This window comes from Microbacterium amylolyticum, from assembly GCF_011046975.1.
In the GTDB taxonomy this organism is placed as follows: Bacteria; Actinomycetota; Actinomycetes; order Actinomycetales; family Microbacteriaceae; genus Microbacterium; species Microbacterium amylolyticum.
Window position 1 is genome coordinate 1,806,604 of record NZ_CP049253.1, and the last position, 15,751, is coordinate 1,822,354.

The 15,751-nt window shown below is 67.2% G+C and carries 16 protein-coding genes and 1 pseudogene; 12 read left to right on the forward strand and 5 right to left on the reverse strand.

Annotated elements, in window-relative coordinates; translation table 11 throughout:
- Positions 1 to 8 precede the first annotated feature (8 nt).
- From G6N81_RS08805 to hemL, 12 genes and pseudogenes are all read left to right on the forward strand, one after another.
- Positions 9 to 1,487 (forward strand): protoporphyrinogen/coproporphyrinogen oxidase, encoded by a 1,479-nt coding sequence (locus G6N81_RS08805; RefSeq protein ID WP_165135760.1) that lies wholly within the window; start codon positions 9 to 11, stop codon positions 1,485 to 1,487.
- 95 nt (positions 1,488 to 1,582) lie between these two features.
- Positions 1,583 to 1,900: a hypothetical protein gene (locus G6N81_RS08810; protein ID WP_165131323.1), complete on the forward strand. Its 318-nt coding sequence runs from the start codon at positions 1,583 to 1,585 to the stop codon at positions 1,898 to 1,900.
- Positions 1,900 to 2,325, forward strand: a complete 426-nt coding sequence (locus G6N81_RS08815; protein ID WP_165135763.1) for a phage holin family protein — start codon at positions 1,900 to 1,902, stop codon at positions 2,323 to 2,325. The genes G6N81_RS08810 and G6N81_RS08815 overlap by 1 nt, the downstream gene beginning before the upstream one ends.
- Entirely contained in the window at positions 2,315 to 2,584 is a 270-nt protein-coding gene (locus tag G6N81_RS08820) for a hypothetical protein (RefSeq protein ID WP_165135766.1), read from the forward strand. The genes G6N81_RS08815 and G6N81_RS08820 overlap by 11 nt, the downstream gene beginning before the upstream one ends.
- 69 nt (positions 2,585 to 2,653) lie before the next feature.
- A complete protein-coding gene (gene hemQ, locus G6N81_RS08825) occupies positions 2,654 to 3,331 on the forward strand; it encodes a hydrogen peroxide-dependent heme synthase (RefSeq protein ID WP_165135769.1) in 678 nt (225 codons plus the stop codon).
- An 8-nt stretch (positions 3,332 to 3,339) separates the two neighbouring features.
- Complete coding sequence (hemC, locus tag G6N81_RS08830) at positions 3,340 to 4,362, forward strand: hydroxymethylbilane synthase (RefSeq protein ID WP_165135772.1); 1,023 nt, start codon at positions 3,340 to 3,342, stop codon at positions 4,360 to 4,362.
- Positions 4,359 to 5,204, forward strand: coding sequence for a uroporphyrinogen-III synthase (locus G6N81_RS08835; RefSeq protein WP_165135775.1), 846 nt, complete (start codon positions 4,359 to 4,361; stop codon positions 5,202 to 5,204). The genes hemC and G6N81_RS08835 overlap by 4 nt, the downstream gene beginning before the upstream one ends.
- Before the next feature lies 1 nt (position 5,205).
- The gene (gene hemB / locus G6N81_RS08840; protein WP_165135778.1) at positions 5,206 to 6,189 is read left to right on the forward strand and encodes a porphobilinogen synthase; all 984 of its coding nucleotides are present in this window, start codon (positions 5,206 to 5,208) and stop codon (positions 6,187 to 6,189) included.
- A 302-nt stretch (positions 6,190 to 6,491) separates the two neighbouring features.
- Positions 6,492 to 7,001: a glycine cleavage T C-terminal barrel domain-containing protein gene (locus G6N81_RS08845; RefSeq protein ID WP_165135781.1), complete on the forward strand. Its 510-nt coding sequence runs from the start codon at positions 6,492 to 6,494 to the stop codon at positions 6,999 to 7,001.
- A pseudogene (locus G6N81_RS12905) lies at positions 6,998 to 7,161 on the forward strand (hypothetical protein); the annotation flags it as partial. The gene G6N81_RS08845 and the pseudogene G6N81_RS12905, both read left to right, overlap by 4 nt.
- 78 nt (positions 7,162 to 7,239) lie before the next feature.
- Positions 7,240 to 8,175 (forward strand): formate--tetrahydrofolate ligase, encoded by a 936-nt coding sequence (locus tag G6N81_RS08850; protein WP_338143993.1) that lies wholly within the window; start codon positions 7,240 to 7,242, stop codon positions 8,173 to 8,175.
- A gap of 61 nt (positions 8,176 to 8,236) precedes the next feature.
- Positions 8,237 to 9,556 (forward strand): glutamate-1-semialdehyde 2,1-aminomutase, encoded by a 1,320-nt coding sequence (gene hemL / locus G6N81_RS08855; RefSeq protein WP_165135784.1) that lies wholly within the window; start codon positions 8,237 to 8,239, stop codon positions 9,554 to 9,556.
- A 101-nt stretch (positions 9,557 to 9,657) separates the two neighbouring features.
- On the opposite strand, the gene G6N81_RS08860 is transcribed toward hemL, so the two are convergent.
- Genes G6N81_RS08860 through cofG form a run of 5 tightly spaced genes read right to left on the reverse strand, consistent with a single transcriptional unit; the run spans position 9,658 to position 15,680 of the window.
- Entirely contained in the window at positions 9,658 to 10,155 is a 498-nt protein-coding gene (locus G6N81_RS08860) for a methylated-DNA--[protein]-cysteine S-methyltransferase (RefSeq protein ID WP_165135788.1), read from the reverse strand.
- Positions 10,152 to 10,769, reverse strand: a complete 618-nt coding sequence (gene cofC, locus G6N81_RS08865) for a 2-phospho-L-lactate guanylyltransferase (protein ID WP_165135791.1) — start codon at positions 10,767 to 10,769, stop codon at positions 10,152 to 10,154. Before cofC ends, G6N81_RS08860 begins: the two co-directional genes overlap by 4 nt.
- The gene (gene fgd / locus G6N81_RS08870) at positions 10,766 to 11,776 is read right to left on the reverse strand and encodes a glucose-6-phosphate dehydrogenase (coenzyme-F420) (RefSeq protein WP_165135803.1); all 1,011 of its coding nucleotides are present in this window, start codon (positions 11,774 to 11,776) and stop codon (positions 10,766 to 10,768) included. Before fgd ends, cofC begins: the two co-directional genes overlap by 4 nt.
- Positions 11,773 to 13,296 (reverse strand): flavin-containing monooxygenase, encoded by a 1,524-nt coding sequence (locus G6N81_RS08875; RefSeq protein ID WP_165135805.1) that lies wholly within the window; start codon positions 13,294 to 13,296, stop codon positions 11,773 to 11,775. Before G6N81_RS08875 ends, fgd begins: the two co-directional genes overlap by 4 nt.
- On the reverse strand, positions 13,293 to 15,680 hold the full coding sequence (gene cofG / locus G6N81_RS08880; RefSeq protein WP_165135807.1) for a 7,8-didemethyl-8-hydroxy-5-deazariboflavin synthase CofG: 2,388 nt from the start codon (positions 15,678 to 15,680) through the stop codon (positions 13,293 to 13,295). Before cofG ends, G6N81_RS08875 begins: the two co-directional genes overlap by 4 nt.
- Positions 15,681 to 15,751 lie beyond the last annotated feature (71 nt).

Genomic DNA, 15,751 nt, shown 5'->3' on the forward strand with positions numbered 1-15,751 from the left:
GAGCTTCGATGACCGACGGAATCGACCTGCTCGCGCTGCGCGATCGGGCGGCTGAGTGCCGCATTGTCGTCATCGGCGGCGGAATCGGCGGGCTTGTCTCTGCGCTGGAGTTCGCCAAGCTCGGCATACGCGTGACGGTTCTCGAGGCCGCGGAGCACTGCGGAGGCGCACTCCGTTCCGGTGAGGTCGCCGGGCTCACCCTGGACCTTGGCGCCGAGAGCTTTGCTACGCGCGGCGGCCACGTTGCGGCGCTGATCGAGGAACTCGGGCTGAGCGACGATGTCGTTTCTCCGGAACATGGCGTTGGCGGCGCGTGGGTGGCCGGCATCCCGGGGGTGGGCGCGGCACCGTTACCGCGCGGCGGTGTTCTCGGCATCCCTGGCAACCCCTTCGCAGACGATGTGCGGCGCGTGATCGGCTGGGGCGGCGCCTGGCGCGCATACCTCGACCGTCTTCGTCCCGTGCTCACGATCGGGCACGCGAGTTCGCTCGGAAAGCTGGTTCGATCGCGACTTGGAACGCGTGTTCTCGACCGCCTCGTCGCGCCCGTCACGAGCGGTGTGTACTCAGCGTCGCCCGACGACATCGATCCCGATGTGGCGGCCCCCGGCCTGAACACGGCCATCACCCGCGCCGGCTCTCTAACCGGCGCTGTGCTCGACCTCTCGTCGCAGCGCGCGAGCGCACCCGGAGGGGCGGTGCAGGGCCTGAGCGGCGGAATGTACCGCCTCGTCGCGGCTCTCGTGGAACGAATCGAGCACCTCGGCGGCGAGGTGCGTACGTCGGTCCCCGTTGCGGAGCTGATGCGCGACGGCGAGGGGTGGATCGTCCGCTGCGAGGCGATTGAGGGGCACGACGAGGAGTCCGAGACCATCGCGGCGGACGCCGTTGTTGTCGCAACGGACGAGAAGACGGCGCGGGAGCTCATCGCCCCGCACACGGACGGTGCGCTCAGCGCGCTGCCGCCGGTGGCCGGCCCCGTTGTCGACATTGTCACCCTCGTCGTGCGCAGTCCGGCTCTCGTTGACGCACCGCGCGGAACGGGCGTTCTCACAGTTCCCGGATCCCACCGTGCGAAAGCGCTCACTCACGCGAGCGCCAAGTGGGCCTGGGTCCGCGAACAGGCGGGAGCGGGCGTTCACGTCATTCGCGTGTCGTTCGGCACGGCATCTGAACAACCGGCGACGGACGGCCTGACACCCGACAACGCCGCGCTTCTTGCTCTGGAGGAGGCCAGTTCGCTGCTCGGGGTTGCTCTGACCCGCCAGCAGTTGCTCGGGCACCGCACCGAACGCTACGCACAGTCGCAGCCCGCCGCCATGATCGGACTGCGCGAACAAACGGACGCGGCACGCGCCGCGATCCGCAGTGCGCGGCACGTGGGATCTGTCGGCGCCTGGCTGTCCGGAACGGGCCTCGCTCAGGTCGTTCCTGACGCGATCGAGGAGGCCGATCGCGTGCGCCGGGCCCTCCTTTTTGCCCCGTGACCTGACGCATCGCCACGGCGGAGGCGAGGATTCTCCTCATATGCCCTAACGTGGAAGCGCGAGATGGCGTCAACGTCTGACGGAGGGGAACCGACATGCGAGGAAAGATCGGGCTGGTTGTCGGCCTGGGCATCGGATACGTGCTCGGAACGCGTGCGGGACGCGCGCGCTACGAGCAGATCAAGCAGCAGGCCCAGAAGGTATGGGAACTTGAGCCTGTTCAGAAGCAGGTCGACAAGGCGAAAGATCTTGCCGCGAACAGCGCGATGGCCGTTCCGCGTGCCGCATGGGCCGGGGTCGTCAAGATCGTGAAGGTCGTCTCTGACAGTCAGAGCACGCCTAGCGAAAAGGCGGAAGCCAGCCGCAAGGTTGCCGATGAAACGGCAGACGACATCAAGAAGGCCGCGAGCTGATGGCCAAGAAAACGCCTGGTCCGTCACCGATCCGCGATCGCGCCGACGACAGCTTGCTGTCCCTGATCGCCGACGTTCCCGAGCTGGTCAAGAATCTTCTCCGTGCCGAGTTCGCGGCGATCAAGACATATGCCATTCAGCTCATCAAACACGGTGGCTTCACCGCACTGTGGGCATTCGCCGCTCTCTTCTTCCTGTTCTGGACGATTCCGGCATTCCTGGCGTTTTTCACGATCTTCCTCGCGCTGTGGCTGCCCCTGTGGGCATCCGCGTTGATCGTGCTCGGCATCGGGGTGGTCATGATTGCCGTGTGCGGCATCTGTGCCTACCTCTTCCACATCCGGAAGATCCAGAAGCTGGAGAGCCCGGGAGCGGCCGCAAAGGCCGACGCCGCGATCGTGAAGGAGTTTGCCGATGAGTTCTGAGCACGCACCCACCGTTGTGCCGAGCGGCATCTCCGACCCCGTTCAGCTGGCACGCGCCGAGCTGAAGGCGGCGCTCGCGGCGATCGAGCAGAAGTCGAACTTCCCGCGACGTGCGGAAGAAGCTGCCAACCGCGCGGTCGAGAACGCAAAAGCACTCGCCGCACGTCGGCCTGCGGTTGCGCTTGTCGGCATCATCGCGCTTGCCGCGTCAGCCGGAACCGCTGTGTGGGGCATCGCCCGCATCGCGTCGCGCCGATAGGCAGTTACGGCACCACACCCGATCCATCACGATTACGGCATGTAAGGGTCGGGGGCGCATGATGGGGGCATGGCCGATTTCGTTGCTCCCTCCGGCGATAACTACAGTCTGTGGACCGTCTGGCGGCGGGACCCTCATCATCCCGTTCTGACGGACGACACGGCGGAACTCGACGCCCTTGTTTCGCAGCTCGCTGCGGAGGGCGTCACCGTTCGTGGTTTCTACGATGTCAGTGGCATGCGCGCCGACGCCGATCTGATGATCTGGCTGCACGGTGCCGTTCCAGAAGATCTCCAAAAGGCGACCCGTCGTCTCCGTCGCACGGAGCTGTTGCAGAACCTGCTGCCCACGTGGCACGCCATGGCAGTGCACCGCGACGCCGAATTCAATAAGCGTCATGTTCCCGGGTATCTGCGCGGCGAGCAGGCCCGCGGCTGGCTCACGGTTTATCCCTTCGTGCGCAGCTATGAGTGGTATTTGCTGCCCGATGCTGAGCGTCGCGAGATGCTCGCCGATCACGGCCGCAAGGGCTCCGTTTTCACCAACGTCGTTGCTAACACGATGGCGTCGTTCGCCCTCGGCGACTACGAGTGGATGCTTCCGCTGGAATCCGACGACCTCACAGCGCTCGTCGACATGATGCGCGAGCTGCGGTACACCGAGGCGCGACGCCACGTTCGCGAGGAGGTGCCGTTCTACACCGGGCGGCGGATCCCCGTGTCCGACATCGCTGAGGTTCTCCGGTAGGACGCGGCATGTCAGACACCGCAATCCGGCTGGGAACGCGCCGCAGCAAATTGGCGATGGCACAGTCGGGCCTCGTCGCCCGCGACCTGGAACGCATCTCGGGCCGCACCGTCGAGCTCGTCCAGATCACCTCCGAGGGCGACACCAACCGCGCGTCGCTGGCGTCGCTCGGGGGCACCGGCGTTTTCGCCACCCGGCTCCGCGAGGCGCTGGCTGCCGGGGAGTGCGACCTTCTTGTGCACTCGCTGAAGGATCTCCCTGTCGCGCCCGCACCCGGACTCGTCATCCAGGCCACCCCGGCACGCGCCGACGCTCGCGACATCGTCATCACGCGCGACGGAACACCGCTGGATGCGATGCCGACGGGCGCGCGCGTGGGAACGGGATCGCCGCGCCGCATCGCGCAGGTGCTCCGCGCGAACCCCGGCGTCGAAACACACGACCTGCGCGGCAACATCGACTCGCGCATGGGGCGCGTGCGCGACGGCGAGTTGGACGCCGTGGTCCTTGCGGCGGCCGGAATCGGGCGCATTGATGCCGACGGGTCGACCATCGGCGGATTGCACGCAGAACACCGTGATCTGGTGAGCTGGCCAACGGCAGCCGGGCAGGCGGCGTTGGCAATCGAAGCGCGTCAGGATGCCGATCCGCAGCTGCTCGCGTGGATTGCCGAGCTGGACGATCCTGTGACGCGTTTCGCGGTCACCCTGGAACGCGAGTTGTTGGGCGCCATCGAAGCGGGGTGCCACGCTCCCGTTGGTGTTCATGCGACCGTCGATGACCACGAGGTGCGCGTGCGCGCCGATGTGTACGGGGCGGAGGCGGCCAGCGACGTCTCGGAGGATGTTTCTGTTCCCCTGATCTCGCTTGACGCCCTGATCGAGGGGTATATTCAGGGGCGTGGCAGCGGCGAAGCTGTCGACCGCGACGGGCTCATCGCCCGCGCACGTGAGATCGGAAGCGACCTCGCGCGTCGACTGCTGGACAACGGGGCAGCCGACATCGTGACGAGAGAGGCCCCCACCTCATGACAATCGAAGCCAAAGCAGGTAAGCCCCTGACTGGCTGGCGCGTGCTCGTGCCGCGTGGGGGACCCTGGGGAGACGGTGTTGCCGCCACGTTGCGGTCCAAGGGCGCCGTCCCCGTTGTGTCGCCGCTGATCAACTTCGCGCCGACGGAAGATACGGCCGCGCTCGAACAGGCGCTCGCCGATCTCGCCGCCGGACGATACGCGTGGTTGACGGTCACGAGCGCAACCACGGTAGACGTCCTGTACGCCTATCGCGCACGGATTCCCGAAACGACGAAAATCGCGGCGGTTGGCGAGACAACGGCGGCCGCGCTCAAGGCCGTCGGCTATCCCGTCAGCCTTGTGCCCGAGCGCGATAACTCGGCGGCAGGCCTGGCCGAACAGCTCATCGCGATCGAAAAAGAGCCCGTCAGCGTCCTGGCACTCCGCAGTGAAATCGCGAAGCCCGTTTTGACCGACCGGCTGCGCGCCGCCGGTCACGAGGTGGGCAGTGTTGTGGCGTATCGGACGATCGGTGTTCCCGCCACGGAGCGCGCGCTGCGTGATGTGAACAACGGGCGGATCAACGCGATCCTCGTCACGAGTGGTTCCGTTGCGTGGCAGGTCCGCGAACAGTTCCCCGTGATCCCCGATCAGACGATCATCGCGGCGATCGGGCCGCAGACGGCCCGTGATGCGAAGGCCGATGGCCTTCCGATTCAGGTCGTCGCGCCGAGCCGGTCGATCTCGTCGCTGATCGATGCTCTCGCCGACATCCCGGTTCCCGCGCCGACACCCGAGGCGCTCTCGGTGCCGAACACCGGAGCGGTCGATGTGGCCGACGTGCCGAAGAAGAAGGACTAGCGTGTCGTTCCCCACGCACCGCCCCCGCCGGTTGCGCACCTCCGCCCCCGTGCGGCGTCTGATGCGCGAAACGCACCTGGTTCCCTCGCAGCTGGTTCTTCCGGCGTTCGTACGCGAGGGCATCGACGCTCCTCAGCCGATCAGCTCCATGCCCGGCCAGCAGCAGCACACGCTGGACTCCCTGCGCCGCGCTGCAGCCGAAGCAGCCGAGGCGGGGGTCGGTGGCATCATGCTCTTCGGCGTCCCCTCCGTGCGGGACGCGATCGGATCGGGCGCCGATGATCCGACCGGTATCCTCAACGTCGCCACGTCCGCGGTGATCGAAGAGGTGGGCGACGCCATCGTCGTGCAGACCGATCTGTGCCTCGACGAGTTCACCGACCACGGTCACTGCGGCGTTTTGACGGCGGGCGGCGCCGTCGACAACGATGCGACGCTCGATCGCTATGCCGCCATGGCCATCGCCCAAGCCGAAGCCGGCTCGCACCTGCTCGGCCTGTCGGGAATGATGGACGGCCAGACGGCCGTTGTGCGCCAGGCGTTGGACGGGGCGGGCTTCTCCGACACGATCATCCTCGCCTATTCGGCGAAGTACGCGGGGGCGTTCTACGGACCCTTCCGTGAAGCCGTGGACTCGCAGCTGACCGGGGACCGCCGCACGTACCAGATGGACGCAGCAAACGCGCGAGAGGGCGTGCGCGAAGCCCTTCTCGATGTGGAGGAGGGCGCCGACATCGTCATGGTCAAGCCGGGTCTTCCGTATCTCGACGTTCTGGCCGACGTGCGCGCTGCTGTCGACGTTCCCGTGTGGGCGTACCAGGTTTCCGGTGAGTACTCGATGATCGAGGCTGCGGCAGAAAAGGGGTGGATCGATCGCCGAGCCACGATGACCGATTCGCTGCTGGCATTCCGTCGCGCGGGAGCCGATGCCATCCTGACGTATGCGGCAACAGAAGCCGCAGGCTGGTTGCGCGAAGACATCTGACGTGCAGGCGCCGCAGAACCGCCCAAACGGCACACGAAAATCACCGAATCGTGTGCCGTTTGGCGCATCCTGCGCCGTTGTCGATGGTGTGCCTCGATACCCCTTCCGTTCGACGCATCCACACGGGTAGGGTCACCGGAACCGAGCACGTCGATCACTGTCGAAGGAGATGGTGGCGATGTGTGGACGACCCGAACGCGCGGAGACGATTGTCGTCGGCGCGGGCATAGTCGGGAGCGCGCTCGTGCGGCATCGGTCGGCTCTGTCCTGTGAGCGCGCCGGCGTTGGACAAGGAGGTCCTCATGCACGTCATCCCGGATCCGCGGATCCTGCTTTACCCGAGGCTACGGAAGTCACCGTTCTTCCACGCCTCACGGCAACACGGTGTGGCCATGTACAGCGTCTACAACCACACGTACCACCCCCGCCACTACGGCGATCCTGTTGACGAATACTGGGCACTGGTCAACGGCGTCACGCTCTGGGATGTCGGCGTTGAACGCCAGATCGAAATCACCGGGCCCGACGCCTTCACCTTTACGAACATGCTCGTGCCGCGTGACCTGTCCAAGTGCGCCGTCGGCTACTACTGGTTGCGCGAGTTCGAGCTGGGGGACATGCGCGTTTCACCGCGCCTCGAGAAGAACATCGGACTGGCCATGATGCCCACGTCTCTCGGCCACATCGGAAACGTCGTTCAGGTGCAGACCCTGGAGGGCATCGTGCCCGCAACGGTTGTCCCCAAGCCGTTCATCGATCCCGACAAAGACGCACCGAAACAGGCCCTCCACGGCGAGGAGGTGGGTGGATGAGCTCCCGCATCAATAGCTTCGACATCGCTGCTCGCGCCACCCTTCTGCCCATTGGAGAGGTGGCGGCGGCGGCGGCGGGGATTCCCGACGAGTTCGTCGAGCCGTTCGGAACGGGCGTCGCCAAGATCGACCTGGCGGCCATCGACGCGATGAGCGATCGTCCCCGCGCAAAGTACGTGCTGGTGACGGCCGTGACTCCGACGCCGCTGGGAGAGGGGAAGACAACGACAACGGCCCCGTGCGCGAAACGGGCTTCGACATCACGGCCGCGTCCGAGGTCATGGCCGCCCTCTCGCTCGCCACCTCCCTGCAGGATCTGCGCGCACGAATGGGGCGCATTGTCATCGGCTGGAACCGTTCCGGCGATCCGGTCACCGCCGAAGACATTCGCGGGGCCGGGGCGATGACCGTTCTGCTGAAACAGGCGCTACGGCCCAATCTGCTGCAGACCATCGAGCACACGCCCGCCTTCGTCCACTGCGGACCGTTTGGGAACATCGCAACCGGAAACTCGTCTGTTGTTGCCGATCTGATCGGATCGCGCGCCGGCGAATTCCTCGTCACTGAGGCGGGGTTCGCGGCCGATATGGGGGCCGAACGGTTCTTCAACATCAAGTGCCGCGTGTCCGGAATGGCGCCAGACGCCGCCGTGATCGTCACCACCGTGCGATCGATGAAGGCGCACTCAGGGCGCCACCGGATCGTGGCAGGGAAACCCCTGCCCGAGGAACTGCTCGCCGAGAACCCCGGCGCTGCCGAGCTCGCGCGGCTCGTCGAAGAGGCCACGTCCGAGCCGACATCGTTCGGGTTCCTTTACCCTGATGAGGCCACGCTTGTCGAAAAGGTCGAGGCCATTGCAACCGAGGTGTACGGCGCGGACGGCGTCGACATCAGTCCCCAGGCCGCGAAAGACCTTGCCGCGTTCGAGGCGCAGGGATTCGGGCACCTCCCCGTGTGTATCGCCAAAACCCATCTGTCGTTGTCGAGCGATCCGAAACGCTCGGGCGCGCCCACCGGCTGGCGGCTCCCCGTGCGGGAAGTGCGGCTGTCGGCAGGAGCAGGTTTCGTCTACATGATCTGCGGTGATATGCGCACGATGCCGGGGCTCGGCTCGGCCCCCGCCGCCGAACAGATCGACATCGACGAGAACGGCGATACCGTCGGGCTGTTCTAGGCCGCGCGATCGATTCCGTTCCGGTCGGCTGATCCGGGGATGGGCACGAGACAATGGGGGTATGACACGCAACGACGAACTGTTCGACCGCGCCCGAAACGTCATCCCCGGCGGAGTGAACTCCCCCGTGCGGGCATTCGGCTCGGTCGGCGGAACACCGCTGTTCCTGCAGTCGGCGCGCGGAGCGTATGTGACGGACGCTGATGGTCGGGAGTACGTGGACCTCGTTGCCTCCTGGGGGCCGGCGCTGATCGGCCACACTCACCCGCAGGTGGTCGATGCCGTAAAGGCCGCCGCCGAGAAGGGGCTGTCCTTCGGCGCCCCCACGGAAGGTGAGGTGCAGTTGGCTGGCGTGATCGCCGACCGCGTTCAGGCCGCGGGGCTGTCGCCGGTCGAGGAAGTCCGCCTCGTGTCAACGGGCACGGAGGCGACGATGACCGCCATTCGTCTCGCGCGCGGCGTCACGGGCCGCGATCTTCTCGTGAAGTTCGACGGCAACTATCACGGGCACTCCGATGGCCTCCTCGCCGCGGCAGGATCCGGCGTGGCCACGCTTGCCCTTCCGGGAACAGCCGGTGTTCCGGCCGGTGTTGCGGCGGAAACCCTCGTCGTTCCCTACGGGGATCTCGAAGCGGTCCGCGAGGTTATCGCCGCGTATGGCGATCGCATCGCCGCGATCATCGTCGAGGGAGCCCCCGCCAACATGGGCGTGGTCGAGCCGCCTTACGGGTTCAACGCCGACCTCGCCGAAATGGCTCACGGCGCGGGCGCGCTGCTGATCCTCGATGAGGTGCTCACAGGGTTCCGCGTGCACCGCGCCGGCGCCTGGGGTCTTCAGGTCGAAAACGGACCCGCCTACGAGCCCGACATCATCACCTTCGGCAAGGTCGTCGGTGGCGGAATGCCCCTCGCCGCGCTCGGCGGCAAGCGCGCCATCATGGAGCACCTCGCGCCAACCGGCCCCGTTTACCAGGCGGGCACCCTCTCGGGTAACCCCCTCTCGGTGGCAGCGGGCCTCGCCACCCTCGAGCTGGCCACCGACGAGGTCTATGCGCACATCAACGCGGCTGCCGACACCGTCACCTCGGCGCTGACGTCCGCGCTCGCCGCGGAGGGCGTTGTTCACGCGATTCCTCGCGTTGGTTCCCTTTTCGGCCTCGCGTTCTTCGACCGTGCCCCCGCGAACTACGAGATCGCGAAGATGCAGGAGGCGCACCGCTACCCACCGTTCTTCCACGCGATGCTGGCCGGGGGCGTCAACCTTCCGCCGAGCGTGTACGAGGCCTGGTTCCTCACCGCCGCCCACGACGACGAGGCGCTCGGCCGCATCGTCGACGTCCTCCCCGCGGCGGCAAAGGCGGCTGCCTCGGCGGCTGCCTAACGCCCTCTCTCGCGGCAGGGTGGTTGCTGCAAGGCCCCCTCTCGCGGAGGGTAGCGGTCAACAGGTGCCCCGCTCGCGGTGACCCCGCGCGAGAGGAGTTCCTAACGACGCCGTTCCAGGTCGATGAGTTGCTGTTTAATGTGTTCTCGCCCGCCGTATTCGCCGAGCGAGCCATCGGAGCGGATGATGCGGTGCACCGGGACGACGAGCGTCAGCGGCGTCAGCCGGCAGGCCGTGCCCACCGCTCGAGCGGCGCGCGGCCGGCCGGCCATTGCGGCCACGTCGCCGTAGCTCGTCGTCTCCCCATAGGGAACGCGGCACACGGCCTGCAGGGCGTCGCGGGCGAAACCACGGGCAAGGCGCCAGTCGATCTCCACGTCGAACCCCGTGCGATCGCCACGGAAGTATTCGCCGATCTGAGCGCCGAGCCCGGCGATGTCCGTTCGCTCGGCACGGAGGTCGCCGCGCAGTTCTCGGGCGACGGCTTCGACGACCCACAGGGGCTCCTCGGCGGTTCCGAGGGCGACGATCGCGTCGTCCGCGAACACCGCCACGGCCGCACCGATCGGTGTGGCGTGAACCGTGTAGCGGTAGGTCACGCGGCTTCGACGGCCCGCAGCAGGTTGGTGGTGCGGGGTCCGAGGCCCATCTGAGCGGCGTCCCTCAGTTGCTCCGCCGTGTCGACGTCACGCCGGAGGCCGGGAGCGTCCACCGGAAGGGCAACGAAGGCAGCCGCGCGATGCTCGTTGGCAGAGCCGGCGCCGAATCGCGACTCATACAGGGTGACATCGCGCCACATCACGAGCGTTGTGCCCGTGCCCTCGGCATCGGGGACGAAGGCGCGCGCGTACTGGGTTCCTGCGGTGAGCGCCCCGTCGAGATCGTGAGCGGAGAGGGCGGGGAGGTCGCCCAGCATCGCGGCGCGGGCGGGACCGGCTGCCTGCGCGAGCCCGGCGCGCACGGCGCCGTTGAGGCCCATGCCGGGGTCGGGAATCGCACGCGTTCCGGGGATGTGCTCAAGGCCCGCGATAACATCCGCGCTGCTTGTGACAACGATGACCTCATCGACACAACGCGCATCAGCAGCGGCTGCGATGGTGTCGAGCGCGATTGCGAGGGCGAGAGCTGGCCGGGGAAGCCGAGCGCCGTCCAAACGCGATTTGCCATCAGCTGTCGGCTTGACCGGGATGACGAGCGACCAGGAGCCGCTCACGCGACCAGCCCGCGCAGCTTCGGAAGGACCTCGCGGCCGTACAGCTCAAGGAAGTCGGCCTGATCGTGGCCGGGGTCATGGAAGACGAGGTGCGTAAAACCGAGATCCAGATAGTGCTGGATGCGGGAGATGTGCTCGTCGGGATCATCCGACACGATGAATCGGCTTGCCGCACGCTCGATCGGCAGCGCTTCTGCGAGGCGCTGCATCTCCTGCGGGTCGTCGACGCCCATCTTCTCCTCGGGCTTGAGCGCCAGCGGCGCCCAGAAGCGCGTGTTCTCGAGAGCGGCGCTTCGGTCGGGTCGCAGCGACACCTTCACCTCGAGCATCCTGTCGACGTCGTTGCGGTCGCGGCCGCCCTTTTCGATTCCCTCATCGAAGGCAGGCAGGAGCTTGTCGGTATAGAGCTCAGCGGCCTTCCCGCTGGTGGTGATCCAGCCGTCGGCCATCCGTCCCGCGAGGCGTGTTGCGGCGGGTCCGGAGGCGCCAATGTAGATCGGAACCTCCTGCTCGGGGCGATCGTAGATCGTCGCGTCCTTTGTGGAGTAGTAGGTGCCCTCGTAGGTGACACGTTCCTCGCGCCAGAGCTCGCGGATCAGCAGGATGGCTTCTTTCATCCGTTGGAATCGCTCGGGCGGATCGGGCCAGGTCTGGCCGAGGGTGACCTCGTTGAGGGCTTCGCCGGTGCCAACGCCGAGGATCATTCGCCCGGGGTACATCGCGCCGAGCGTTCCGAACGCCTGGGCGATCACACCCGGGTGGTAACGGAAGGTGGGGGTGAGCACGCTCGTGCCCAGCAGGACCTTCTTGGTGGCTTCGCCGACGGATCCGAGCCAGGGCAGCGCTGCCGGCGCGTGGCCGCCATCGTGCATCCATGGCTGCAGGTGATCGCTGAGAAAGACGGAGTCGAATCCGTTCTCCTCGGCGCCAACGGCATAGTCGAGCAGCTCGCGCGGGGCGAACTGTTCGGCGGAAGCTTTGTAGCCGAAGCGGAAGGGAACGGTCACGAGGGGGCTCCTTCGTTCTGTGTGAGTCGACGTGAGCGCACTCGGGCGCTGGAGAGGCGCAGTCGGAAATCGGCGACGGTGCCTGGCCACAGCAGCGTCAGCCTGCCGCTGCGATCGTCAACGTACCAGTTTGAGCACCCTCCTGTTACCCAGGGGGTGCGCGCGGCGCGCTGGGCGACGTCGCGAGAGGCGGCATCTTCTTCGGCCTGAGTGACGCGAACGGGGTCGGGGTAGGCGAAGGGCGCGGCGGTGCGCTCGGCGATCAGCGCTGCCGCGAACTCCGCCTGCGCTTCGGAGATGAGCACCGACGAATTGTGCCCAAGCGAGGCGTTTGGCCCGTTGACGACGAACAGGTTGGGGAACCCCGCCACGAGCGTTGAGGCCACCGCCGCCATCCCCGTCGACCAGTGTTCGGCGAGTGTTTCTCCGTTGTCTCCCGTGACGAGCCGCGCATAGGGTTGCTCCGCCGTTTCGAAGCCCGTTGCGAGAACGAGCGCGTCGACGTCGTACGTCGCACCGGATGCGGCGGTCAGGGTGGACCCGGATGCGCGCTCGAGGGCACTGGGTTCCAGGCGCACCTGGCCCGAGGCGATCGCGGGGTAGAAATCATCGCTCAGGAGCACGCGCTTACAGCCGAACGCGTAGTCCGGCGTGAGCGCCTGGCGAAGATCCGGATCCGGCACCTGCTCGGCGAGGTGGTCGAGCGCGACGTCGCGCGTGGCGGCCGCGGCATTTTCGTCACCGGAGCGCGAAGCGAAGCGCTGTTCCCCCTCGGCGAAGAGCCGTTCGCGATGTGCTCTCAGCGCCGAGGGGTCGTCGGCGTAGCGGCGGATGTCGGCCTCGTCGACGGGGTGATCGCCGCGCGGAACGATCCAGGCGGGGCTTCTCTGGAAGAGGACGACGTCGGCGCCGCGTCGGGCAAGTTCCGGCACCAGTTGGATGGCGCTGGCCCCGGTTCCGACGACGCCGATGCGCTGTCCGGTCAGGTCGCCGTGGAGGGCGCCATGGTCCCAACGGGCGGAGTGGAAGAGGGGGCCGCGGAACGTCCCGAGCCCGGCGATCGCGGGAATGCGCGGTTCTGTGAGGCGCCCGCAGGCCAGAACGAGGTGGTCGGCGATAATCTCGGATGCCGAGGTATCCGGGTGTCCGGTACCGCGCATGGCGGTGATGCGCCATGCGACGCCATCCCACTGGGCGGCCGACATCGACGTGTTGAGCAGAATGTGTGGGGAGAGGCTTTCCTCTGTCACGACGCGTTCGAGGTAGGCCTGGATCTCCGCGCCGGGGGCGAAGGCGCGCGACCAGTATGGCCACGGGTGCGCTCCGAGCTCGTAGAGGTGGCTGGGGATATCGCAGGCGATGCCCGGGTAGGTGTTATCGCGCCAGGTTCCGCCGATGCGGGGGGCGCGTTCGAGCACGACGAACGATTCCACGCCCGCCTCGCGCAGCGCGATCGCCTGTGCGATCCCCGCGAATCCGGCACCGATAACAACGACGTCGACGCGCAGCGAAGCGGTCATCGTGTCGCCTCGCTTCCGGCCGCTCCGCGTGCCGCGGCGGCGCGGCGCTCGGCGCTGATCTCGCCGTATGTCGTCGTGCGCAGGCGGAGAGGGCGCATCAACGGACGAACGAGCGCCCCGGCGGCATCGAGGGGGAGCTCCTGGCCGTGTTCCACGCCGGAGAGGGGACTCACCCGCCCGTCGAGAAGCGTTCCGCCCAGGTCGTCGCCTCCTGCGCACAGGAGCTCGGCGGTGACGGCGCGCCCGTGGCGGGTCCAGGGGATCTGGATGTGCGGGATCGTTCCCGTCAGCATCAGGCGCGAGACAGCCGCCATCGCGCGATGCTCATCGATCGGTTGCCGACCGCCCACGAGGGGGGTGCCGGCACCCGGCAGGGGGATCGGGACGAACTCCGTGAAGCCGCCGGTGAGGTTGTGGATGCGCATGAGCTCGCGCAGGTGGGCGATGCGTTCCGCCGCCGTCTCGATGTGGCCGTAAAACAGAACGGACGTTGAGGTGAAACCCGCGCCATGGGCGGCGATGATGGTCTCGGTCCACGCATCGATCTCAAGATCACTCGGCATGAGCTCTCGGCGCACGCGTTCGCTGAGGACCTTGACGCCCGTCCCGGGTACGGTGTCGACGCCCGCGTCACGCATCGCGCTGAGGGCCGCTGTAGTTCCGAGGCCCGTGCGATCGGCGAGGTCCCGGATGTCCTGCGGCCGGAAGGCGTGCAGGTGAATATCGGGCGCCCCGCGCCGAACGGAGCGCGCGATGTCGAGATATGTCTCTGCGGGCATATGCGCTGGGATCATCCCCTGCACACAAACCTCCGTAAGTCCGAGCTGCCAGGCATCGCGTGCCATGTCCTCGGCATCGGCGAGGATAAATGTGCCGGGCTCGTCCCGGCGCAGCCGGACGTGCGTCGAGGCGATGTTGCGATTGCCGACGATGCTGACGGCCTCACCCACCGTGTAGCGGCGAACATCATCGGCCGTACGAACGACGGCCTCGAGTTCGTCGCCCGTTGCCGTGAGCAGGCGCTCCCATTCGCTATCGTCGAGCGACGCGGGGTCCTGCGCCGCGCGCTCGATGATCGCGGCGATCAGCCCGCCCGGCGCGTTCAACGTTGGCGTGTGATCCTCCGCGCGCTCTTCCGGAACGTCCGAGCGCGCCACACCGCGCGGAATCGTGCTCGCACGGCCCAGGCCTGTTTCAGGGTCGGCCAGCGCATCGACCGCGTCGCGGAGGCCCTCGTCCACCCACTCGGGGCCGAGGAACTCGGGGTGCGCCGTGAGCCGCTCCGACAAAACGAAGCCCAGCTCGCGCGTGCGGGCGGCGAGATCGTCCAGGTGCGGCCACGGGCGCTCGGGGTTGACATGATCCGCGGTGAGGGGCGAAACACCGCCCCAGTCGTCGGCTCCGGCGCGAACGAGCAACTCCAGTTCGACCGGATCCTGCAGATTGGGCGGAACCTGAATGCGCATGCGCGGCCCGAACACCAGACGCATCACGGCGACGGCGGCCACGTATTCGCGCAGTGCCGCGTCGGGAACGTTTTGCATCGCCGTGCGCGGCTTGGCGCGGAAGTTCTGCACGATCACTTCCTGGATGTGGCCGTGGCGATCGTGGCTGTCACGCAGGGCGATCATGGACTCCGCGCGATCACGGAGCGACTCGCCAATACCGACGAGGATGCCGGTTGTGAACGGGATACGCGCCGCCCCGGCGTCTTCAAGGAGCTGCAGGCGCACGGCGGGGTCTTTGTCCGGTGACCCGTAGTGGACCTGTCCCTGTTCCTCGAAAAGGCGACGGGAGGTCGTTTCCAGCATGACGCCTATCGATGGCGCCATCTTTCTCAGCATGACGAGTTCGTCCGGCCGCATCACCCCGGGGTTCAGATGGGGGAGAAGGCCCGTTTCTTCGCGGATCAGCCGCGCCATAGCGGCAACGTACTCGAGCGTTGACGCGTAGCCGTTGGCGTCCAGCCATTCGCGTGCTTCTGGCCACCGATCCTCGGGACGATCACCGAGGGTGAGCAGGGCCTCTTTGCAACCGAGCGCCTGGCCCTGTTTCACGACGGCAAGCACTTGCGCTGGCGACATGAAGGGGGGTTTGCGCTTCTTCAGGAGCTGCCCGGGGGTGTCGACGAAAACGCAGTAGTGGCATCGATCGCGGCACAGCGTCGTGAGCGGAACGAAGACTTTGCGTGAGTAGGTGATGATGCCGGGCCGTCCGGCCAGGCGAAGCCCGTCGTCGCGGGCACGGGAAGCCGCGGCGAGCACCCGTTCGAACGCCGCGTCGTCGGCGCCGAGCAGCGCTTCGGCATCCGCGGCGGACAGGCGTTCTCCTCGTTCCGCGCGGGCAAGAACATCGGAGAGAAGGGAGTGATCCAACAGCGTCATCAGATTCTTAGTCTCGCACCGGATTGCGCTAAGGGGTGCGTCGGAACGGGATCGTCGCGGAGGCATGCGGG

What these genes read in the sequence shown, in the direction of transcription:
- G6N81_RS08805 (WP_165135760.1), top strand. Translation starts at nt 9, where the DNA reads ATGACCGACGGAATCGACCTGCTCGCGCTGCGCGATCGGGCGGCTGAG.
- G6N81_RS08810 (WP_165131323.1), top strand. Translation starts at nt 1,583, where the DNA reads ATGCGAGGAAAGATCGGGCTGGTTGTCGGCCTGGGCATCGGATACGTG.
- G6N81_RS08815 (WP_165135763.1), top strand. Translation starts at nt 1,900, where the DNA reads ATGGCCAAGAAAACGCCTGGTCCGTCACCGATCCGCGATCGCGCCGAC.
- G6N81_RS08820 (WP_165135766.1), top strand. Translation starts at nt 2,315, where the DNA reads ATGAGTTCTGAGCACGCACCCACCGTTGTGCCGAGCGGCATCTCCGAC.
- hemQ (WP_165135769.1), top strand. Translation starts at nt 2,654, where the DNA reads ATGGCCGATTTCGTTGCTCCCTCCGGCGATAACTACAGTCTGTGGACC.
- hemC (WP_165135772.1), top strand. Translation starts at nt 3,340, where the DNA reads ATGTCAGACACCGCAATCCGGCTGGGAACGCGCCGCAGCAAATTGGCG.
- G6N81_RS08835 (WP_165135775.1), top strand. Translation starts at nt 4,359, where the DNA reads ATGACAATCGAAGCCAAAGCAGGTAAGCCCCTGACTGGCTGGCGCGTG.
- G6N81_RS08845 (WP_165135781.1), top strand. Translation starts at nt 6,492, where the DNA reads ATGCACGTCATCCCGGATCCGCGGATCCTGCTTTACCCGAGGCTACGG.
- hemL (WP_165135784.1), top strand. Translation starts at nt 8,237, where the DNA reads ATGACACGCAACGACGAACTGTTCGACCGCGCCCGAAACGTCATCCCC.
- G6N81_RS08875 (WP_165135805.1), bottom strand. Translation starts at nt 13,296, where the DNA reads ATGACCGCTTCGCTGCGCGTCGACGTCGTTGTTATCGGTGCCGGATTC.
- cofG (WP_165135807.1), bottom strand. Translation starts at nt 15,680, where the DNA reads ATGACGCTGTTGGATCACTCCCTTCTCTCCGATGTTCTTGCCCGCGCG.